The organism is Myxococcus stipitatus DSM 14675 (assembly GCF_000331735.1).
Classification (GTDB): domain Bacteria; phylum Myxococcota; class Myxococcia; order Myxococcales; family Myxococcaceae; genus Myxococcus; species Myxococcus stipitatus.
The window spans coordinates 3,600,453-3,618,823 of sequence record NC_020126.1; the positions used below are offsets into that span (position 1 = coordinate 3,600,453).

Here is an 18,371-nt window from a genome sequence, read left to right on the forward strand (position 1 = left end):
TCCGGCGCGCAAGGAGCGGCGCATGGCGATCGGCAAGGTGATCAAGGGAGATGGGACGGCCGACTCGTCCCTCGTGACGGAGCGGCCGGTGCTGCGGCCCCCGCGCGCGGGGGTGATGAACGCGGAGGTCTTCGAGGCGCGGCAGGGGGCCCAGGCCATCCTCGAGGACGCCCAGCGCGAGAAGGAGCGCATCCTCGTGGAGGCTCAGCGCGAGCGGGAGGAGCTGCTGGCGAAGACGCGCGAGCAGGGGCGGCAGGAAGGCCTGGCCCAGGCCACGGAGATCATCCTCCGCGCGAAGCTGCAGGCCGGGGAGATCCTCGGCTCGTACGAGAAGGATGTCATCGCGCTGGGGCTGCGCGTCGGCGAGAAGATCATCGGTCGGAGCCTGGAGAAGGACCCGGACCTGATGTTGGAGCTGTGCGCGGCGGCCATCGACAACCTGCGCAGCGCCCGCTCCATGATTCTGAGGGTCCACCCCAAGACGGCGGCCGTGTTGAGGGCCAAGAAGCCCGTGCTGATGGAGTTGATCGGCCGCGCGGTGGACGTCGCCATCAAGGAGGATCCGGAGGTCGCCCCGGTGGGCTGCATCGTCCAGACGGAGTTCGGCACGGTGGATGCGCAGCTGCCGACGCAGCTCGAGATGCTCCAGAGCGTGTTGTTGCCGGACCAGAACGGCCCGAAGGAAGGCCCGGCCTGATCCGCGGCGGGAAGGGAGCACGTCCATGGCCATCGACCTCTCGCATTACTTCGACCTCATCAAGGACGCCCAGACGGTCCGCGTGCGAGGCCGCGTCACCGAGCTGACGGGCCTCATCATCAAGGCGAGCGTCCCCAACGTCCGCGTCGGTGAGCTGGTGCTCATCAAGAGCCGCTCCCGTGGCTCCGTGAAGGCGGAGGTGGTGGGGTTCCAGGGCGACGAGGTGATGCTCATGCCCCTGGGTGAGCTGTACGGCATCGGCCCGGACAGCGAGGTCATCCCCACCGGCAAGCCCCTGAGCATCAAGTGCGGCGAGGCGCTCCTGGGCCGCGTGCTCAACGGCATCGGCGAGCCGATGGACGGCAGCGCGCTGCCCGACGAGGGTCTCATCGACTGGTCCGTGGACCGCGACTGCCCGGATCCGTTCACGCGCCAGCGCATCGAGCGTCCGCTGCCCCTGGGCGTGCGCTGCATCGACGGACTGCTCACCGTCGGCGAGGGCCAGCGTGTCGGCCTCTTCGCCGGCTCCGGCGTCGGCAAGTCCACGCTGATGGGGCAGATAGCGCGGAACACTCAAGCCGACCTGTGCGTCGTGGCCCTCATCGGCGAGCGTGGTCGCGAAGTGCGCGAGTTCATCGAAGACGCCATGGGCGAGGAGGGCATGAAGCGCTCCGTGCTGGTGTGCGCGACCTCCGACCAGCCCAGCCTCGTGCGTCTGCGCGCCGCCTACGTCGCCACCGCCATCGCCGAGTACTTCCGCGAGCGCGGCGGCAACGTCCTCTTCATGCTCGACACCGTCACGCGTCTGGCGCGTGCCCAGCGTGAGATTGGCCTCGCGGTGGGCGAGCCCCCGGCCCGTCAGGGCTATCCGCCGAGCGTGTTCTCCATGCTGCCGCGCATCCTGGAGCGCACGGGCAACTCGGCGAAGGGCAAGTGTACCGCCATCTACACGTGCCTCGTGGCCGGCGGTGACATGGAAGAGCCCATCGCCGACGAAGTCCGCGGTATTCTCGACGGTCACTTCATCCTCAACCGCGCCCTGGGTGAGCGGAACCAGTGGCCCGCGATGGACGTGCTCGCCAGCCTCAGCCGTGTGATGAGCGGCATCGTCAGCAAGGAGCACAAGAAGGCGGCGGGAAAGCTGCGCGAGACGCTCGCCACCTACGAGAAGCAGCGCGACCTCATCCTGCTGGGCGCCTACCAATACGGGACGGACCCCCGCACGGACTACGCCATCGACAAGTACGACGCCATCATCGACTTCCTCAAGCAGGACACCCACTCCAACTCCGGCTTCGAGGAGACGGTGGAGCAGCTGGTGGCGCTGTTCGAGGAGTGAGCCCGCCCCGGAGGTGATATCCGGCCACGGGACGGGGGTACACCTCGCCGAATCCGGGGTAGGATGGGTGAACCATGCCCCCGTACCGGTTGCAGACCCTGCTGGACATGCGTACCCGGGCCAAGGAGGAGGCCGAGCAAGCCTTCTCCGACGCCATCAAGGCCCTGGAGCGGGAGAAGGCGGAGCTCCAGCGGCTGATGGACGAGCTGGAGCGACGCAAGCGCGAGCGCAAGGAGAAGGTGGCCGCCTACCTCAAGGAGGTCATGGCCAAGGGCGCTGGCATCAACGGCATGAACATGATGGGCCGCTTCGAGGAGCGCCTGAAGGACGAAGAGGCGCAGGTGGCGCTGGAGGTGGAGCGTCAGCGCGAAGCGGTGAAGGTGGCCGAGCGGGTGGTGGAGCAGCGGCGGCGGGAGATGGCCGAGGCGGCCAAGGAGCTCAAGGCCATCGAGAAGCACAAGGAGACCTGGCAGAAGCAGGTGAAGCACGAGCGCCAGCAGCGTGAGGAGCTCAACCAGGAGGAGATTGGCAACGCCTTGTTCCTGGCTCGCCAGCGCAAGTAACCTGCCGCCACCCTTTCCCTCGGGAACGATGTCATGAGCCGAGTCGACGACGACCGTGAAGCAGCGCGCCTGGCCGAGCGCATCATGCAGGAGAAGAAGATCGCCGAGGGCCAGGCGAAGAAGCGCCAGGAGGGTGCGTCCGCCTTCCAGAAGCTGATGCAGCCTCAGGCCCAGCCCCAGGCGACAGCTCCGGCTCCCGCGCCCCAGACGCCCGGCGCCTTCGCCCGTCAGGTGCTGGCCAAGGCCACCCAACAGGGGAAGGCTTTCGGCGAGCAGGCCCAGCAGCCGCGCGCGGAAGGCAACCCCGGGGGCCTGGCCCAGATGCAGCGCCGGGCCGACACGGGCGCGGCGGAGGGCCGCTCCGGCTCGCGCGCCGCAGACTCCAAGGAGGAGAAGCGCACCTCCGAGACGCGGGACAAGGACCTGGGCAAGGCGGAGACCGCGCTGGGTCAGGTCAACGCCGAGAAGGGCGCGGTCCTCCGCGCCGAGAACGACGCGAGCGGTGGCAAGGGCAGTGGCGGCGGCGGCAAGGAGAAGAAGGAGGGCGGTGGCGGCGCGGAGATGGCGCCGGGCTTCCGCTTCAACCCCGCGCTGATGGCGCCGGTGCCGGTGGCCAAGCCCAAGGACACGGCGGGCTCCGAGCGGCTGCGCGCCATGGCCAGCGAGATTGCCCAGAAGATTGTGGAGCGCGTGCGCGTGGGCACCAACGCCGCGGGCCTGGCCGAGTTCCAGATCGACCTGCGCGGCGACGTGCTCAGCGGCCTGTCCATCAAGGTCAGCGCGAGGAACGGGAAGATCTCGGCCACCTTCAGCGGCACCAACCGCGACGTGCTGAAGATGCTCGAGGAGCAGAGTGAAGGGCTGCGCACCGCGCTGGGGGGCCGTGGCCTGAAGCTGGAGACGGTCCGCTTCGAGGCCAAGACATGAGCGTGGAGCCGGACGACGAAGGTCCCGGCATGCATGAGCGGACGATGCTGGTGGACCTCCGCCAGCTCAAGCCGCTGCGGCCTGCTCCTGTCGAGCAGCCCCCCGAGGAGCCCGTCGCGGCCCCGGAGCCTGCCGCGGAGGACCCGGACACCCTCGACCAGGTGGCGCGGAGCTGGGCGCCGTTCACCTTCAAGGGCCTGGAGAAGGTGTCCAAGGCCCAGGGGCAGCTGGCGCACCGGATGCGCTGGCTGACGCCCTCCTCGGGGACGCTCTCCCAGATTTCCGCCCGACTGAAGGGGCTCTTCGACGCCGAGGTGCGCCTGTCGCTGGAGTCCGTGCAGGTGCGGCCCATGGAGGAGCTGCGCCGCTTCCTCGGGGACCCGACGTTCCTCGCGGTGCTGGCGCCGGGGGCGCTCCAGGGGCGGGCGGTGCTGGAAGTGGAGCTGGCCCTGGCCCACACGGCCGTGGACCTGCTCCTGGGCGGCGCGGGCGAGACGGTGGGCCTGCGGCCGCTGACGGACATCGAAGAAGGGGTGATGGGGTACGTCATCCTGGAGTCGCTGAGGGTGCTGGTGCCCGCGCTTCAGGCGGGGGTGCCTCGGCCCAGGCTGGACGGCGTCGCGCGGGGGGTGGACGAGGTGTCCGCGCGCCTGGGCGACGAGGCCCCCATGCTGACGGTGCACCTGAACGCCAACCTGGGGCCCCATGTCGGCATGGTCCGGCTGGTGGTGCCCTCGGCGGTGCTGGCGGCGGCGGAGCCGGCGGTGGCGAGCGCCCAGCGCAACGTGCTCAAGAAGGCGGACATGGCGGCGCACGCGAGCCGGCTGTCCGCGGTGCGGAGCTGGCTGCGGGCGGAGATTGGCACCGCGGAGCTGACCACCCATGACCTGGCGAGCCTGCGCGTCAAGGACGTCGTCCTCGTGGACGTGCTGTCGGCGCGGCCGGACCGGGGAGAGCCGGGCACGGCGCAGCTTCGCGTGGGCACCGGACGCGCCGGACGCGCCGAGGCCGAGGTATTCGTCGACGAGGACGGGCACTACAAGGCCCGCATCGTCGACATCATCCCCGGGGAGTCGGGGAACCCGCGCTCGGCCACCGAGGAGGGTGGGGGACGGGATGAGGAAGAGGACTTCACCAATCCGGAGCTGGACGTTCCTCCGGAGCTCGAAGGGGCGCCCTTGGACGACGTGAACAAGCCGGATGGAAGCGACCTGCTGGGCGACTTGCCGCTGCAGATCGCCGTGGAGCTCGCGCGCATCCCCGTCACCGCCGAGCAGGTGGTGGGCATGCGGGCCGGTCAGGTCATCGAGCTGGGCCGAGGGCCCGGCGAGCCGGTGGAGCTCTCCGTCAACGGCAAGGTGGTGGCCCGGGGTGAGCTGGTGGAGATGGAAGGCCAGCTGGGCGTGCGCGTCACGAACCTGGCGGGCTGAGGCCCCGAAGCAAGCGGGCGACAGCGGGCCTCCGGACGGGGGCCCGTGGCGGTCCATCGTCCTTTGCACTAGCCTCGCACCCGCCATGGCAGTCCTTCGTCACCCCCTCATGCGCCTGTCCCTGGGCGCCACGCTGGTGCTCTCACCGCTCACCGTGCTGGCCCAGGCTCCCGCCGTGCCCACACCGGGCGCCGCGCCCGCGCCTGCGCCCGCCCCCGTCGTGGCGCCCCCGAGCGACGCGACACCCCCCCCCGCGGCCGTTCAGGCTCCCACGTCCGCCCAGGCCCCCACAGGCGGCCAGGCGGGAGCGCCCGCCACGAAGCCTCCGAGCGACGAGCCCCCATGGGAGGACCCGCTGGCGGGGACTCCAGCGGCGACGGAAGAGCCGGAGAGCATGGGGTGGATGCTGTTGCGGACGTTGCTGGTGCTGGGGGCGGTGGTGGCCTCCATCTACCTGACGTTGAACGTGGGATTGCGCCGGCTGATGGGGCTTCAAGGGGCCTCACCGGGGCGGCAGATGGTGGTGTCGGTGGTGGAGCGGCTGCCGCTGGACCCGAAGCGGCAACTGTTCGTGGTGAAGGCCGCGGACGAGTACCTGCTGGTGGGCGGCGGCGAGTCGGGCCTGCAGTTGCTGTCGAAGCTGGACACGGAGGCGGTGGAGCGCATTCGCGCGCAGCGCCCTCAGACGAACGTGGTACCCCTCAGCCCTTTTCTCCAGAAGCTTCTTTCCCGCCGCTCCGGGGGCTCGTCGTCCCAGCCCCCCGGCGCCTGATGGCCCCTGTCCCGTGAACGCCCAAGCTCCCGCCCGCTCCCGCCTTCCACGCGTCTCGCCTTGGCTGTTCGCGGCCGCCGCGTCGCTGCACCCCTTCATCGCGCTCGCGGACAAGAAGCGCTCCGCGATGGTCCCGGATGCCGTGGCCAATGAAGCGGTGAGCAGCGATTCGTTCACCTCGCGGCCGCTCATCCTCATCCTGGCGCTGGCGGCCATGGGCCTGGTGCCCTTCGCGCTGATGATGGTGACGAGCTTCGTGAAGATTTCGGTGGTGCTCTCCATCGTCCGCTCGGCGCTGGGCACCCAGCAGATTCCGCCCACCCAGGTGATTACGGGGCTGGCCGTCATCCTCACCGTCTACATCATGGCCCCCGTGGGCACGGCCATGTACCGGGCGGCGGAGATCGACGTCTGGGCGAAGGGGCCGGGGGTCTTCTCCTCGTCCACGGTGGGGTCGCTGCTCGAGGGCGCCAGCAAGTCGAAAGAGCCCCTGCGCGCGTGGCTGATGAAGAAGGTGACGGTGAAGGACCGCTCGCTCTTCTACAACCTGGCCAAGAAGATGCGGACGGGCGAGGACCGCGACTCGGTGCAGAGCCAGGACTTCATGGTCATCGTCCCGGCCTTCGTCGTCTCCGAATTGAAGGAGGCCTTCCAGATCGGCTTCCTCCTCTTCGTCCCATTCATCGTCATCGACATGGTGGTGGCCAACATCCTCCTGGCGCTGGGCATGCACATGCTGTCGCCCACCACCATCTCCATGCCCTTCAAGCTCCTCCTCTTCGTCCTGGTGGATGGCTGGTACCTCATCGCCAAGGGCCTGGTCGTCGGCTACCTGTAGGAAGAAGGCACCCATGAACCAGCTCACGTTCATCACGCAGGAGGCGCTGTTCCTGGTGCTCGTGGTGTCGGCCCCGCCGGTGCTGATGAGCCTCCTGGTGGGCTTCATCATCTCGCTGTTCCAGGCCACCACGCAGATTCAGGAGCAGACGCTCACCTTCGCGCCCAAGGTCATCATCGTCTTCGGCGTGCTGGCCATGACGGGGCCGTGGATTGGAAGCCAGCTGATGCGCTTCACCTTCCACGTCTTCGACCGGTTCCCCGCGCTCATCAAATGAACGCCGCGGACCTCGTGTCCGAGCTGGCTGCTCGGACCAACTTCTCCGCCGCCATCTTCACGGTTGCCCTGCTCATGTGCCGGGTGATGCCGGTGCTCATCTTCAGCCCGTTCCTGGGCGGTGAGGTGGTGCCCACGGAGATGAAGATGGGCATCGGGCTGACGCTGGCCATGGTGCTCTATCCCTCCATCGCCGGCAGCGTCACCACCATCCCGCTGAGCGCGCTGCCGTACATCGCGCTGATGGCCAAGGAGGTCTTCATCGGCTTCTCCATGGCGTTCATCGTCAACGGGGTGTTCGAGGCGGCCCGTGTCGCGGGCACCCTCGCGGACACGATGGCGGGCAGCAACAACGCCCAGCTCTACGTGCCGCAGCTCGGCCAGCAGGTGTCGCTGTTCTCCAACCTCAAGGTGCAGATGGCCGTGGTGCTGTTCCTCACCCTGGACGGCCACCACCTGGTCATCCAGGCGCTCGCGGACAGCCTCACCACGGTGCCGCTGGATGGCTTCCCGCGCTTCAGCCAGGGCGCGTGGACCTACTTCGACGTCCTGATTCGCGTCTTCGCGGACATGCTCCGCATCAGCCTGGCGCTGGCGGCTCCCGCCGTGCTGGCCACCTTCCTGACGGACGTGGCGCTGGGCGCCATCAACCGCGTGGCGCCGCAAATCCAGGTGTTCTTCATCTCCATGTCCATCAAGCCGCTCGTCGGCGTGCTCATCACCTTCCTGGTGCTGGGCGCGCTCCTGGGCCGCATGCAGGACGAGCTGGCCATCATGCTGCGGACGCTCAGGGACGCGCTGCGGCTGCTGGCCTGAGTCTCTTTTCCGGAACGCGCGCCCATGTCGGACGAGAGTGGAGACAAAACAGAAGAACCGTCGCAGAAGAAGCTCGACGACTCTCGCAAGAAGGGTCAGGTCTGGAAGAGCAAGGACCTGAGCGGCGTGGCCGTGCTGGTGGTGGGCCTGGGCGCGCTGAAGGCTTCGTGGGACACGGTGGAAGAGGAGATGGTCAAGCTCTTCCACTTCAGCTTCGACCACATGGCGCGGGGCGACGACCTGTCGGACGCCACCGGCCAGCTGCTCTACCTGGGGCTGCGGGCGCTGCTGCTCGTGACGTTGCCGGTGGTCGCGGGGAGCGCGGTGGTGGGCGGGTTGATGGAGTTCCTGCAGGTGGGCTCCCTCTTCACCATGGACCCGCTCATGCCCAAGCTGGACAAGCTCAACCCGCTGGCCGGGTTGAAGAACATGTTCAGCAAGAAGTCGCTGGTGGAGATGCTCAAGAACCTCATCAAGATCTCCGTCACGGCCTACGTCGTCTACGGCGTGGTGCGCGACGCGATGCCCTTGGTGGTGGAGACCATCCGCCAGGACACCCGCGCCATCATGGTCGTCATGGGGGAGCTGGTGACCCGCGTGGCCACCCGCGTCGCGTTGCTCTTCGTCCTCTTCGGCATCTTCGACGTCTGGTGGCAGCGCAAGTCCTTCATGAAGGACATGATGATGACCAAGGACGAGGTGAAGAAGGAGTACAAGGAGAGCGAGGGCGACCCGCACCACAAGGCCAAGCGCAAGGAGCTCCACCACGAAATCATGGAGGGCGCCCAGATGGAGTCGGTGCGGGACGCGGACGTCATCGTCACCAACCCGGACCACGTGGCCGTCGCGCTCAAGTACGACCGGGAGAAGGACGGCGCGCCCCGGGTGCTGGCCAAGGGAGTCGACCACAAGGCCGAGCGCATCAAGGGCATCGCCCGCGAGCAGGACGTCCCCACGCTGCGCAACGTGCCCCTGGCCCACGCGCTCCTCCGGGTGGAGGTGGGACACGAGGTGCCCGAGGAGCTCTATGACGCGGTGGCCGAGGTCCTCAACTTCGTCTACGAGCTGAAGAACGGCGGCCAGGCGCCCGCGGCCCGCGCGTGACGGGGCCCGGTGTGGCTAGAATCCCCTCGACTGCGCGGAGCCCCTCATGAGTGACGACGCCGAAATCGCCATCGCGCTGAAGTACGACAAGGAGAAGGACAGCGCCCCGCGGGTGGTGGCCAAGGGCCTGCGGCTCAAGGCGGAGAAGATTCGCGCCATCGCCAAGGAGCACAACATCCCCATCATGCGCAACGTGCCCCTGGCCAATGCGCTGTACCGGGTGGAGGTGGGGCAGGAAGTGCCCGAGGAGCTCTACGACGCGGTGGCGGAGGTCCTCAACTTCATCTACGAGCTCCAGCGCGAGCACGCGGCCGCCGGCGGCCGGTAGGCGAGGGGGGCTGGACGGCCCCTGCCTTCCTGGGGTGAACTTCGGAGTTCACGATGGCCAGAATCAATAATCAGCCCCCCAATCCATCCCTGTGGCCCTGGGGGGGACCCCGCAGTGTCCGTGAGCGTCTGGTCGACCCGTCCCAGGTCGACCGCAAGAAGCTGCGCAAGACGGGCAACCCCAAGAACCCGGCCCTCGCCTCCTCGGCGCTCCTGGACTTCATCGGTCCGGCGCACTCGTCGGAGGAGCTGCGCCTGCCGCTGCCCCCTCACCCGGGCGGCCATGACGCGGACCTGGAGGGCTTCAGCGACAGGCCCCACCTGGCGAGCGTGGCGGGGCGGGGGAGCGATGAGACCCGCATGTTGATGGACCGCGGGCTGACTCGCATCAACGCGTCGCCGGACCGCCTGGAGCGCCTCAAGGCGCTGCTCCAGCGCGAGGCCTCCATGCTCAACCTGGTGGACCAGGTGAACGAGGAGACCAAGGAGATCATCCGGCGCATGTGGGCCGAGCAGAAGGACGAGGGTTACTAGCGCCATGCCGGAGGACCCTCAGGACGAGGCCCAGCTGCAGGCCCGGCTCCAGCGCTGGGCGGATGGGAAGGCCACCCTGCGCGACGTGCGGGGCTATTCGAACGATGAGCTCTACGCCATCGCCAAGACGGCCTATTTCTTCTTCTACCAGGGCCGCATCAACGAGGCCCGCACGCTCTTCCAGGGCCTGTATGCCGTGAGCCCCACCGACGGCTACTTCGCCAAGGCGCTGGGCGTCGTGGAGATGGCCGCTGGCAACGGCCAGGGGGCCCTGGCCGCCTTCGACGTCGCCGCCAAGCTGTCGCCGCAGGACCCGTCCGTCTACGTCGGGCGCGCCGAGGTCCGTCTGGCCCTGGGGCAGAAGACCCAGGCCATGGACGACCTGCGACGCGCCGCGGCGATGACGCCCGCGGATGATCCGGTGATTCGCAAGGCGGGAGCGATGCTCACGGCGCTTTCTCGCCGTTGAGTACGCCACATTCCGCCTCGGGGCTCGCCACCAAACCTGGATAGGTGAGTCCGGAACAGTCTGTTAGGCTTGCCCCCCGTTCACCCCAACCCTCTTAGTGGAGAGGTGGAGAGTCATTCGATGAGCACGCAGAAGCCGAAAGTCGGGCCGATGCCTCCGGAGCCCGCGGAGCTCGTGGCCAAGCGAGAGAAGCTGCTGGTTGAGCTGGAGGCCCAGTCCAAGACGGCCCAGGGCACCTACCTCCAGGTTGTCCGCACCATGAAGATGCTGGTGTCGTCCACCGTGCCGGGGACTCCGTTCGACGAGCGGCTCTACGGTGACGTGTCGAGCGCCCTCCAGCGCTTCATGGCCGACCCCATCTTCCCCGTGCCTCCCATGCTGGGCCTGGTGGTGACCTACCTGTCCGAGCGTCTGAACACGTACGGGATGACCATCCAGAACGCGGTGAAGGAGATGAACCCGGAGGCGCACGCGAAGCTGGCGTTCACCCCTCCTGGCGCTGTGGCTCCGGCCGCTCCTCCCCCGCCCCCGCGGCTCCCGCGCGCCCCGCAGGGCCGGGCGGCGCCAAGGATGGCTTCGAGAGCAGCTCCTCCAAGCGCTCGCTGTCGCTGGGCCCCGATGAGGCCCCGCCGACGTCCGCCGACCCCAAGAAGGAAGCCCAGCAGCTCGAGTCCTTCAAGGCGTGGATGAAGAACCCCAGCCTCGGAAAGCTGAAGGGTTAGGGCTGTTTCCGGGGGAGGTAGGGGGTTCGGGAATCGGCCGGAAATGATCCCGGAAATTACCCAGGAAACTTCGAACCCCCATCCCCGATAATCTTTTTGTAGCCGCCGCTGCACTTCGCCTCGCAGCACAAACGAATAAATCACAGGAGAACGACCATGAGCATCTCTGCGAACTTCAACGCCGCCGCCAACAGCATCACGCAGGGTTCCGCTTCGTCCAACGCGATGATCAACGCGGCTCCCCCGGATCAGCAGCCGTTCCTCCGCGCGCAGGAGCAGATGCAGCGTGAGGCCCGCCTGACCGACCTGGTCTCCACGCTGATGAAGAAGCTGGACGAGATGCAGTCCAAGATCACGGGCAACATCCGCTAATCGCCCGCTTCTCCGCAGCACCCTGGCCTCGCATCAGCTCCTGGAGCTGCTGCGGGGCCGGTTCATTTCCGGGGCTCGCTGTACAGCCCGTGCCATCTGTCGGAAACTTTTCCACGCCGCACGGCGAGAATTTCTTCAACTCGTATTCTGGGAGAGACCCATGGTTGCTCCGCTCAAAGGCGGCCCCCGTTCCACGCCGCAGACGACGTCCGCGCCGGCCAACACCTCCACGCAGCCCACCGCGGATGTCGCGGCGCAGCGCGCGGCGCAGAAGTCCATCATGGACGGCGTGAAGAACAAGCCGGAGAACAAGCTGACGGCGGAGGACCGCAAGGCCTACGCAACGGCGCTGGTGAAGGACAAGCTGCTCGAGAACCAGGGGTTCCTCGGGTTCTTCTCCAAGTCGACGAACGAGGGTCTCGCGAAGAAGCTGGAAGGGGATGTCGCCACCTTCCTGCAGCAGAACCCCAACGCGTCGCTGAAGGACATCGACGCGCACGTCGCGGGCCGCGTCAAGTCCCAGATGTTCAGCGCGGTGGTGGGCCAGAAGGGCGTCGACATGGCCATCGCCAACATGCAGAAGCGGCTGCAAGAGATCCGGGACAACTTCGAGAAGTAGTGCGGAAGTCAGGACGTTGCTGACTGGTGGCCTTGATGGAGGCGGGCTAGAGTCCGGGCCGCCTCCGTTACTGCCCGGGGAATGAGTCCACATGACGACGACCCAAGCCAAGGCGCCGGTCTCCGACAATGATGGGAAGCCGCTGTCTGGTCCGGAGCTGTTGGAACGGGCCACGCAAGGCTTCGACCTGTTTCAAGACGGCCGCTTCCAGGAGTCGCTGGCCATCTTCGAGCAACTGGCCTCCATGGATGCGTCCGAGGCGTACTTCCAGACGGCGCTCGGTGCGTGCCATCTGGCGCTCGAGAACCTGGACCAGGCGGAGGCCCACTTCAATCGGGCCATCGAGCTGGACCCCTCGGACCTGACGCCGTTCGTCAACCGGGGAGAGGTCCACCTGCGCCAGGGCAAGGTGATGGAGGCCGCACGGGACTTCAACCACGCGGTGTCCCTGGACCCCGAGGGGAAGGACCCGTTGAGCGCGCGGGCGAGGATGCTCGCCGCCGCGGCCCTGGAGAGCGTGGAGGAGGCCCAGGGGGCTTCCGAGCACGACTCCGGCTCCCTCAAGCGTTAGTGCTCGCCCGTCTCCCGTGACGGGCAGACCGACCCGGCTTGTGAGGCCCCTCTTGGGTCCGGAGCCGGGCGCGGACTAGGATGGGTCCCCGCTGATGTCCGCCTCCAATCCGAACAGCTTCCTCTCCAAGTACTCCGACATCGTCCTGGCGATCGTGGTGGTGGCCATCGTCGGGATGATGATCGTCCCGCTGCCCACACTGCTGCTGGACGTGCTGCTGACGCTGAACATCAGCATCTCGGTGGTGTTGCTCCTGGTGTCGCTCTACGTGCCAGCGGCGCTGCACCTGTCGACGTTCCCGACAGTGCTGCTCATCACCACGATGTTCCGGTTGTCGCTGACCATCTCCACCACGCGACTCATCCTGCTGACGGGTGACCCGGGTGAGGTCGTCATCGCGTTCGGCAACTTCGTGGTGCAGGGCAACTTCGTCGTCGGCGCCATCCTGTTCATCATCCTGGTCATCGTGAACTTCATCGTCATCTCCAAGGGCTCGGAGCGTGTCGCGGAAGTGGCCGCGCGCTTCACCCTGGACGCGATGCCCGGCAAGCAGATGTCCATCGACGCGGATCTCCGCGCCGGCACCATTGATCAGGACCAGGGCAAGAGGCGCCGCCGCGACCTGGAGCGTGAGAGCCAGCTCTTCGGCGCCATGGACGGCGCCATGAAGTTCGTGAAGGGCGACGCCATCGCCAGCATCATCATCACCGTCGTGAACATCGTCGGTGGCCTCATCATCGGCGTGACGCAGAAGGGCATGTCCGCGGGAGACGCGGCGCAGAAGTACACGCTGCTCACCATCGGTGACGGTCTGGTCGGCATGATCCCCGCCATCCTCGTCTCCACCTGCGCCGGTATCATCGTGACGCGCGTCGCGGGCGAGGAGGAGGGGGCGCACCTGGGCAAGGACGTCGGCACCCAGCTCACCGCCTACCCGAAGGCCATCGCCATCGCGGCGGGCATGCTCATCGTCCTCGGCCTGGTGCCGGGTCTGCCGAAGATTCCCTTCTTCCTCCTGGGCGCGGGCGCCGGCTTCGGCGCGTGGAGCATGCTCAAGAAGAAGAAGGACGAGCAGCTGGTGGAAGAGGCGGGCCCCTCCATGATCACGGACCTGGGCACGCCCCTGTCGTCGGAGCCGGCGCCCAAGGAGCCCATCAATCCGGACTCCGAGCTCTTCATCCCCGTCGTCACGCCCATCGTCCTGGAGGTCTCCGACGCGCTGGTGCCCTACGTGGACTCGCGCCAGGACAACGGGAAGTTCCTCTTCGAGCTCATCCCCTTCATGCGCGACGGCCTCTTCGTCGAGCTGGGTGTGCGCTTCCCGGGTGTGCGCGCGCGCGGCAACGCGTCCCTGCCGCCGGGCTCGTACCAGATTCAAATCAACGAGGTCCCCGTCGTCACCGGCCAGGCCACGCTGGGCCACGTGCTCGTCAACGACACGGTGGAGCGCCTGCGGTTGATGAACATCCAGGGCTTCGAGGCCATCAACCCCGCGACGCGTCAGCCCGCCGCGTGGGTGCCCGAGCAGCACCGTGAGACGCTGGAGGCCGCGGGCCTCACGACGTGGGATGTCCCGGGCTACATCATCCTGCACGTGGCCGCGGTGCTGCGGCGCAACGCGCGTGAGTTCGTCGGCGTCCAGGAGACGCAGACGATGCTGGAGCAGCTGGAGAAGGCCTTCCCCGCCATCGTCAAGGAAGTCATCCCCAAGGTGGTCAACGTCCTGAAGCTCACGGACATCCTCCAGCGGCTCGTGGAGGAGGAGATCTCCATCCGAGACCTGCGCGGCATCCTCCAGGCCCTGGCCGAGTACGGTCAGGTGGAGGCCGACAACGTGATGCTCACCGAGCATGTGCGTGCCTCGCAGCGCCGGTACATCTCCCACAAGTACGCGCGGGGCAGCGGCACGCTCGTCGTGTACCTGCTGGACCCGAACATCGAGGAGGCCATCCGAGGCTCCATCAAGCGCACCTCGGCGGGAGCGCACCTGGCGCTGGAGCCGGAGCTGGCCCAGGAAATCGTCCAGGCCGTCCGCACCGAGTGTGGCCACCTGCCGCCCAGCGCGCAGCGCCCCGTCATCCTCACCGCCATGGATATCCGGCGCTACGTGCGCAAGCTGCTGGAGTACGAGTTCAACCCCTCGTTCTCCGTGCTCAGCTACCAGGAGCTGTCGCCCGAGCTGAACATCCAGCCGGTGGCGCGTATCTCCACCCGGTAGCAACAGGGCAGGGGTTGAGCCCCTCCCGAGGGGCTCCTCGTCCCGCGCGTGGCTCCGAAGGGGAGTCGCCGCGGGACGTCGTGTTTCAGGGCACACGCTTCCGGCGAGGGCTCGCGAGAGCCTCGGGGTGGGTTCTCGCTGAGAGGGGACTCAGGGGCTCAGGCGCCAGCGACCACGGCGATGAGCAGCACCAGGAACACCAATCCGACCACGCCCATGACGACGAGCGGGACAAGCTTCTGCTTGTCCTTGAGCATGGCCATGGCCCCGCTCGGCGCGGATTCGTCCGGGAGGGAGGTCTCCGCGGAGGGCTGCACCGGCTCCTCGGAGGAGGACGAGTCGGGCTCCTCGGAGGCGGAGGACTCGGAAGAGGTCTCCGCGGGAGCGGGCTCTGGCTCGGGAGGAGCGGGCTCCGGCTCGGGTTCCGGCTCCGGCTCGGGCTTGGCTTCCTTGCGGACCGGGGCAGGGCGCGGAGGTGAAGGCGGAGGGCTCTTCTTGATTTCAGGGGCGAGCTGGACGGGCTCCTCGGCCGGCTCCGCGGGGTCGACGTAGAGGAAGCGGGTGCCGCCCACCTCCACCTCGTCGTTGTCCTTGAGCGCCTTGCGGTTCACCCGCTTCTTGTTGACCTTGATGCCGTTGCGGCTGCCCAGGTCCTCCACGTGGGTTCCGGACCAGTCGCGGCGAATCTTGGCGTGCTTGCGGGAGGTGAGGTCGTCCTTGATGACGAGGTCGGCTTCCTTCTCGTCGCGGCCGATGACGATTTCCTGCGCGTCCCCAATCTCGATGCGCTCGCCCTCGCGAGGGCCGTTCATGATGCGGAGGTAGCGCTCCTCCGTGCCGGACAGCCCGCGCATGACGTCCTTCAGGTTGCCGCGGGCAATGAAGGACGTCTTCTCCGAGGTGCCGTCGCCGTTGAGCTCCAGCACCCGGTCGAACCGCACGTCGTACTGCGCAATGGCGATGACGTCACCGTTGCGCAGGGCGCGCTTCTCACCCTTGGGAAGGGCCTTCCCGTTGAGCTGGGTGCCATAGGCGCTCCCCAGGTCCTCGAGGAAGAAGTTGTGGCCTTCCTGGCAGATGCGCGCGTGGTTGCGCGACACGGCCTGCTGGGCCAACACGACCTGACAGGTCTTGTCCCGGCCCAGGGTGATGACCGCATCGTCGAGGACGATCTCGGTGCCCTGGGCACCGGCCTCGCTGCGCTGTGTGACGGTGAGGCGGACGCTCATCGAGGGAACAGTGGAGACAGGGGACCACGGGACATCAGAACGTCGCGTTGCTCATGTACTTCTCGCACGACTGATACTCGGTGGGGAACTCTTCCGAGGTCGCATACTTCAAGAAGTTCTTGCAGGCCACCCCCGCGTGCTCGTGTTTGTTGGCCTCCTGGTAGAGTTCGAAGAGGCCGTAGTGGCAGGGGGCGAACTTGCCGTCGAGCTTCACGCACTTCCGATAAGTGGCCTCCTCCTCCGCCAGAAGCCCTTTCTCGCGGAACTGGCGGGCCAGCATGAAGAGGGCCGGGGCGGAGTTCTCCGCCTGCTGGGTGTCCTTGATCTCCTTGAAGGCCTTGTCGGTGAGGACCGCCTTGCGCTGGGCCAGGGCCAGGTTGTTGGTGCAACTGGTCGCCTTGGGGTTGATCTGCAGGCAGTTGCCGAAGGCCTCGCGGGCGTCGGCGAACCGGCCCAGCTCCATCAGCGTGGTGCCGTAGTCATGCCAGGCATCGGCGAAGTTCGGGTTGAGGGCGGTGGCCTGGGCCATGTGCTCGGCGGCGTCTTCGTACTGCTCCTCCCCGTAGGCGATGATGCCCAGGGTGTGATGGGCCTCCGCCAGGTTGGGGTTGACGGCGAGGATGGTGCGCAGCTCCTTCTTGGCCTCCTCGTACTTGCCCATCTTCATCAGGGTGTACGCGAGGTTGTTGCGCGTATCGATGTTGTCCGGGTTCACCTTCAGGGCGCGCCGGAAGTTGTCGTGTGCCTTCCCGTAGGCGCCTTCTTCGTTATAGAGGCTGCCCAGGTTCTGGTAGGCCTGCAGGTGCTCCTGGTTGAAGCGCAGGGCCTTGATGAAGTGCTTCTTGGCGTCTTCCTTGCGGCCCGCGTACATGGCGATGAGGCCCTTGTTGGCCCACAAGTCCGCGTACTGAGGGGAGAACTCCAGGCCCAGGTCGCAATAGACATCCGCGCGGACCAGGTCCTGGTTGGCGATTTCCTGGACGCACAGCTCATTGTTGATGAGCGCGCGCTCATGGGGCGGCGGGGTGGTCAGGCAGGCGGCGAGCGGAAGCACGCACACCCAGGAAAGCGCGGAGGCAAGACGAGCAAGACGCATGGCCAGTCGAGTGTAGGAGAGCGCCCCCTCTCGTGCAACGGCTGGGCGGGGCCTCAATCCGGGCTGATTTCCAAGGGTTGCACCGGTTAGAGTGGGTGCCCATGCGTACCCTGCTCTGCACCCTCACGTTCGCCCTGGCTTTGCTCGGGGCGGCTCCGGCTCATGCCCAGTTCGCCAATCGCAGCCTCGGATTGTCGCTGGGTTACATGGACTTCAACAACACCAATGGGTTGGACAACGCGTTCTTCGTGGGCATCGATGCCAGCCTCTACATCGAGAACGGCTTCGAGGTGGTGTCCTACTCGAAGATTGCCTTCCCACGCGACAACACGAGCAACGACAAGAAGCGCGTCGTCGGCCTGGCCCCGTCGCTGGGCCTGCGCTACCTGCTGATGGAAGAGTCCATCCGGCCCTATGTCGGCGCGGACCTCAGCTACCTCATCGTGTTCAAGGCCGCGACGAGCAACTTCGTGGGCATCGGTCCCAACGCGGGCCTGGACTTCTTCCTGTCCGACTCCGTGAGCGCGGGCCTGCGGGCGCAGTACAACATCTACATCGCGCTGAACGAGAAGACGCAGAACTCCATCACCGTGTCGGCGGGAATGGCGGCCTACTTCTAGGCGGCACTCACCCCAGGGCCTGGGCGCGCGGTGGCCGGGTGCCGCGCGCGGCCTTGGGGGGCAGCAGGGCCGCGGCGACCAGCAGGGTCCACTTCTCATCGGAGAGGTGCGCCGGCTTCTCCATGGCCAGGGCGTCCTGGAGCCGGGTGCCCAGCGCGGCGAACAGGCGCAGGCGTGCGTCCATCCGCAGCTCCTCGCGGCGCAGGGCGGCGGTGAGCACCACCTCTCGCTCCTCCGTCGACAGCCGCTTCACGCGCGAGACGAAGAGCGGATCCGCGAGCAGTCCTTCCTCGCCCGTGGCGCTGAGGGCGGACGGCACCTTCAGCTTCCGCTCTCGCACGACGATGGTGCCGGCCAGCATGTCTCCCAGCCGCTGCTGCGAGCCGGAGGCCATGGCCGCCACCCCGCCCACCAGGTAGAGGAACGGCAGCCGGTCCACGGGACGCACCAGGTTGCGCAGGGCGGCGTGGTAGAAGCCGATGCGCACGCCGCTCTCCTGGATGACACGCAGGGAGAGCAGCCGCTTGCCCACCGTCTGGCCGCTCCAGGCGGTCTCCAGGGCGATGCCGTAGCCCCAATCCACCAGGAAGTAGACGACGATGCCCAGGGCGCTGGCGATTCCCGGGAAGGCCATCATGGTGAGGCTGAGCCCCAGCAGGGCCATCATGCTGAGGGCCAGGACGATGGCCGAGTCCACCAGCCAGGCGAGGAACCGGGAGTACAGGCCCGCGAGGGTGAAGCGGAACTCCACGTACTCGGGGGTGAGCACCGTGTGGGTGCCGTCCAGCAGTGTTTCGGGGGCCATCGTCACCGGCGCAGTGTAGCCGCGTCT

Annotated in this window: 22 protein-coding genes; 19 read left to right on the forward strand and 3 right to left on the reverse strand. The window is 67.4% G+C overall.

The window, feature by feature from the left end:
- Nucleotides 1-22: 22 nt before the first annotated feature.
- The 18 genes from MYSTI_RS13980 to sctV all read left to right on the forward strand — a co-directional run bounded on the left by MYSTI_RS13980 (nucleotide 23) and on the right by sctV (nucleotide 14,594).
- Nucleotides 23-697, forward strand: a complete 675-nt coding sequence (locus tag MYSTI_RS13980; protein ID WP_015348409.1) for a FliH/SctL family protein — start codon at nucleotides 23-25, stop codon at nucleotides 695-697.
- Between the two features lie 25 nt (nucleotides 698-722).
- Entirely contained in the window at nucleotides 723-2,036 is a 1,314-nt protein-coding gene (gene sctN / locus MYSTI_RS13985) for a type III secretion system ATPase SctN (protein ID WP_015348410.1), read from the forward strand.
- A gap of 74 nt (nucleotides 2,037-2,110) precedes the next feature.
- Nucleotides 2,111-2,599, forward strand: a complete 489-nt coding sequence (locus tag MYSTI_RS13990; RefSeq protein ID WP_015348411.1) for a FliJ family protein — start codon at nucleotides 2,111-2,113, stop codon at nucleotides 2,597-2,599.
- Between the two features lie 33 nt (nucleotides 2,600-2,632).
- On the forward strand, nucleotides 2,633-3,526 hold the full coding sequence (locus MYSTI_RS13995; protein ID WP_015348412.1) for a flagellar hook-length control protein FliK: 894 nt from the start codon (nucleotides 2,633-2,635) through the stop codon (nucleotides 3,524-3,526).
- Entirely contained in the window at nucleotides 3,523-4,956 is a 1,434-nt protein-coding gene (gene sctQ, locus MYSTI_RS14000; protein ID WP_015348413.1) for a type III secretion system cytoplasmic ring protein SctQ, read from the forward strand. The genes MYSTI_RS13995 and sctQ overlap by 4 nt, the downstream gene beginning before the upstream one ends.
- An 85-nt stretch (nucleotides 4,957-5,041) precedes the next feature.
- Nucleotides 5,042-5,728, forward strand: coding sequence for a FliO/MopB family protein (locus tag MYSTI_RS14005; RefSeq protein WP_015348414.1), 687 nt, complete (start codon nucleotides 5,042-5,044; stop codon nucleotides 5,726-5,728).
- Nucleotides 5,729-5,741: 13 nt separating this feature from the next.
- Nucleotides 5,742-6,566, forward strand: a complete 825-nt coding sequence (gene sctR / locus MYSTI_RS14010; RefSeq protein WP_015348415.1) for a type III secretion system export apparatus subunit SctR — start codon at nucleotides 5,742-5,744, stop codon at nucleotides 6,564-6,566.
- 13 nt (nucleotides 6,567-6,579) lie between these two features.
- Nucleotides 6,580-6,843, forward strand: a complete 264-nt coding sequence (fliQ, locus tag MYSTI_RS14015) for a flagellar biosynthesis protein FliQ (protein WP_015348416.1) — start codon at nucleotides 6,580-6,582, stop codon at nucleotides 6,841-6,843.
- The gene (locus MYSTI_RS14020; protein WP_015348417.1) at nucleotides 6,840-7,658 is read left to right on the forward strand and encodes a flagellar biosynthetic protein FliR; all 819 of its coding nucleotides are present in this window, start codon (nucleotides 6,840-6,842) and stop codon (nucleotides 7,656-7,658) included. Before fliQ ends, MYSTI_RS14020 begins: the two co-directional genes overlap by 4 nt.
- 24 nt (nucleotides 7,659-7,682) lie before the next feature.
- On the forward strand, nucleotides 7,683-8,762 hold the full coding sequence (gene sctU / locus MYSTI_RS14025) for a type III secretion system export apparatus subunit SctU (RefSeq protein WP_015348418.1): 1,080 nt from the start codon (nucleotides 7,683-7,685) through the stop codon (nucleotides 8,760-8,762).
- A gap of 46 nt (nucleotides 8,763-8,808) precedes the next feature.
- The gene (locus MYSTI_RS14030; protein ID WP_015348419.1) at nucleotides 8,809-9,090 is read left to right on the forward strand and encodes an EscU/YscU/HrcU family type III secretion system export apparatus switch protein; all 282 of its coding nucleotides are present in this window, start codon (nucleotides 8,809-8,811) and stop codon (nucleotides 9,088-9,090) included.
- A 53-nt stretch (nucleotides 9,091-9,143) separates the two neighbouring features.
- The gene (locus MYSTI_RS14035; RefSeq protein WP_015348420.1) at nucleotides 9,144-9,623 is read left to right on the forward strand and encodes a hypothetical protein; all 480 of its coding nucleotides are present in this window, start codon (nucleotides 9,144-9,146) and stop codon (nucleotides 9,621-9,623) included.
- A 4-nt stretch (nucleotides 9,624-9,627) separates the two neighbouring features.
- Complete coding sequence (locus tag MYSTI_RS14040) at nucleotides 9,628-10,092, forward strand: SycD/LcrH family type III secretion system chaperone (protein WP_015348421.1); 465 nt, start codon at nucleotides 9,628-9,630, stop codon at nucleotides 10,090-10,092.
- A 120-nt stretch (nucleotides 10,093-10,212) separates the two neighbouring features.
- Nucleotides 10,213-10,782 carry a hypothetical protein gene (locus MYSTI_RS14045; protein ID WP_015348422.1) on the forward strand — a complete coding sequence of 190 codons (570 nt, stop codon included), beginning with the start codon at nucleotides 10,213-10,215 and terminating at the stop codon, nucleotides 10,780-10,782.
- Between the two features lie 188 nt (nucleotides 10,783-10,970).
- Nucleotides 10,971-11,186, forward strand: coding sequence for a hypothetical protein (locus MYSTI_RS14050; protein WP_015348423.1), 216 nt, complete (start codon nucleotides 10,971-10,973; stop codon nucleotides 11,184-11,186).
- A gap of 160 nt (nucleotides 11,187-11,346) precedes the next feature.
- On the forward strand, nucleotides 11,347-11,805 hold the full coding sequence (locus MYSTI_RS14055) for a hypothetical protein (RefSeq protein WP_015348424.1): 459 nt from the start codon (nucleotides 11,347-11,349) through the stop codon (nucleotides 11,803-11,805).
- Between the two features lie 91 nt (nucleotides 11,806-11,896).
- Entirely contained in the window at nucleotides 11,897-12,376 is a 480-nt protein-coding gene (locus MYSTI_RS14060) for a tetratricopeptide repeat protein (protein WP_015348425.1), read from the forward strand.
- Between the two features lie 94 nt (nucleotides 12,377-12,470).
- A complete protein-coding gene (gene sctV / locus MYSTI_RS14065; RefSeq protein ID WP_015348426.1) occupies nucleotides 12,471-14,594 on the forward strand; it encodes a type III secretion system export apparatus subunit SctV in 2,124 nt (707 codons plus the stop codon).
- Nucleotides 14,595-14,752: 158 nt separating this feature from the next.
- On the opposite strand, the gene MYSTI_RS14070 is transcribed toward sctV, so the two are convergent.
- Both MYSTI_RS14070 and MYSTI_RS14075 read right to left on the reverse strand, forming a co-directional pair.
- On the reverse strand, nucleotides 14,753-15,823 hold the full coding sequence (locus tag MYSTI_RS14070) for an FHA domain-containing protein (RefSeq protein WP_015348427.1): 1,071 nt from the start codon (nucleotides 15,821-15,823) through the stop codon (nucleotides 14,753-14,755).
- A gap of 34 nt (nucleotides 15,824-15,857) precedes the next feature.
- Nucleotides 15,858-16,919: a tetratricopeptide repeat protein gene (locus MYSTI_RS14075; protein WP_015348428.1), complete on the reverse strand. Its 1,062-nt coding sequence runs from the start codon at nucleotides 16,917-16,919 to the stop codon at nucleotides 15,858-15,860.
- A gap of 101 nt (nucleotides 16,920-17,020) precedes the next feature.
- Between MYSTI_RS14075 and MYSTI_RS14080 the strand changes: the two genes are divergently transcribed.
- Nucleotides 17,021-17,539 carry an outer membrane beta-barrel protein gene (locus tag MYSTI_RS14080; protein WP_015348429.1) on the forward strand — a complete coding sequence of 173 codons (519 nt, stop codon included), beginning with the start codon at nucleotides 17,021-17,023 and terminating at the stop codon, nucleotides 17,537-17,539.
- Nucleotides 17,540-17,546: 7 nt separating this feature from the next.
- On the opposite strand, the gene MYSTI_RS14085 is transcribed toward MYSTI_RS14080, so the two are convergent.
- Entirely contained in the window at nucleotides 17,547-18,344 is a 798-nt protein-coding gene (locus MYSTI_RS14085; RefSeq protein WP_015348430.1) for an RDD family protein, read from the reverse strand.
- Nucleotides 18,345-18,371 lie beyond the last annotated feature (27 nt).

Bases quoted from the DNA above. Each gene is read 5' to 3' on its own strand.
- MYSTI_RS14035 (WP_015348420.1), top strand. From the start codon at position 9,144: ATGGCCAGAATCAATAATCAGCCCCCCAATCCATCCCTGTGGCCCTGG.
- MYSTI_RS14050 (WP_015348423.1), top strand. From the start codon at position 10,971: ATGAGCATCTCTGCGAACTTCAACGCCGCCGCCAACAGCATCACGCAG.
- fliQ (WP_015348416.1), top strand. From the start codon at position 6,580: ATGAACCAGCTCACGTTCATCACGCAGGAGGCGCTGTTCCTGGTGCTC.
- sctN (WP_015348410.1), top strand. From the start codon at position 723: ATGGCCATCGACCTCTCGCATTACTTCGACCTCATCAAGGACGCCCAG.
- MYSTI_RS14080 (WP_015348429.1), top strand. From the start codon at position 17,021: ATGCGTACCCTGCTCTGCACCCTCACGTTCGCCCTGGCTTTGCTCGGG.
- MYSTI_RS14085 (WP_015348430.1), bottom strand. From the start codon at position 18,344: ATGGCCCCCGAAACACTGCTGGACGGCACCCACACGGTGCTCACCCCC.
- sctQ (WP_015348413.1), top strand. From the start codon at position 3,523: ATGAGCGTGGAGCCGGACGACGAAGGTCCCGGCATGCATGAGCGGACG.
- MYSTI_RS14020 (WP_015348417.1), top strand. From the start codon at position 6,840: ATGAACGCCGCGGACCTCGTGTCCGAGCTGGCTGCTCGGACCAACTTC.
- MYSTI_RS14075 (WP_015348428.1), bottom strand. From the start codon at position 16,919: ATGCGTCTTGCTCGTCTTGCCTCCGCGCTTTCCTGGGTGTGCGTGCTT.
- MYSTI_RS14060 (WP_015348425.1), top strand. From the start codon at position 11,897: ATGACGACGACCCAAGCCAAGGCGCCGGTCTCCGACAATGATGGGAAG.
- MYSTI_RS14040 (WP_015348421.1), top strand. From the start codon at position 9,628: ATGCCGGAGGACCCTCAGGACGAGGCCCAGCTGCAGGCCCGGCTCCAG.
- MYSTI_RS14005 (WP_015348414.1), top strand. From the start codon at position 5,042: ATGGCAGTCCTTCGTCACCCCCTCATGCGCCTGTCCCTGGGCGCCACG.
- sctU (WP_015348418.1), top strand. From the start codon at position 7,683: ATGTCGGACGAGAGTGGAGACAAAACAGAAGAACCGTCGCAGAAGAAG.
- MYSTI_RS14070 (WP_015348427.1), bottom strand. From the start codon at position 15,823: ATGAGCGTCCGCCTCACCGTCACACAGCGCAGCGAGGCCGGTGCCCAG.
- sctV (WP_015348426.1), top strand. From the start codon at position 12,471: ATGTCCGCCTCCAATCCGAACAGCTTCCTCTCCAAGTACTCCGACATC.
- MYSTI_RS13995 (WP_015348412.1), top strand. From the start codon at position 2,633: ATGAGCCGAGTCGACGACGACCGTGAAGCAGCGCGCCTGGCCGAGCGC.
- MYSTI_RS14055 (WP_015348424.1), top strand. From the start codon at position 11,347: ATGGTTGCTCCGCTCAAAGGCGGCCCCCGTTCCACGCCGCAGACGACG.
- MYSTI_RS13990 (WP_015348411.1), top strand. From the start codon at position 2,111: ATGCCCCCGTACCGGTTGCAGACCCTGCTGGACATGCGTACCCGGGCC.
- MYSTI_RS14045 (WP_015348422.1), top strand. From the start codon at position 10,213: ATGAGCACGCAGAAGCCGAAAGTCGGGCCGATGCCTCCGGAGCCCGCG.
- MYSTI_RS14030 (WP_015348419.1), top strand. From the start codon at position 8,809: ATGAGTGACGACGCCGAAATCGCCATCGCGCTGAAGTACGACAAGGAG.
- MYSTI_RS13980 (WP_015348409.1), top strand. From the start codon at position 23: ATGGCGATCGGCAAGGTGATCAAGGGAGATGGGACGGCCGACTCGTCC.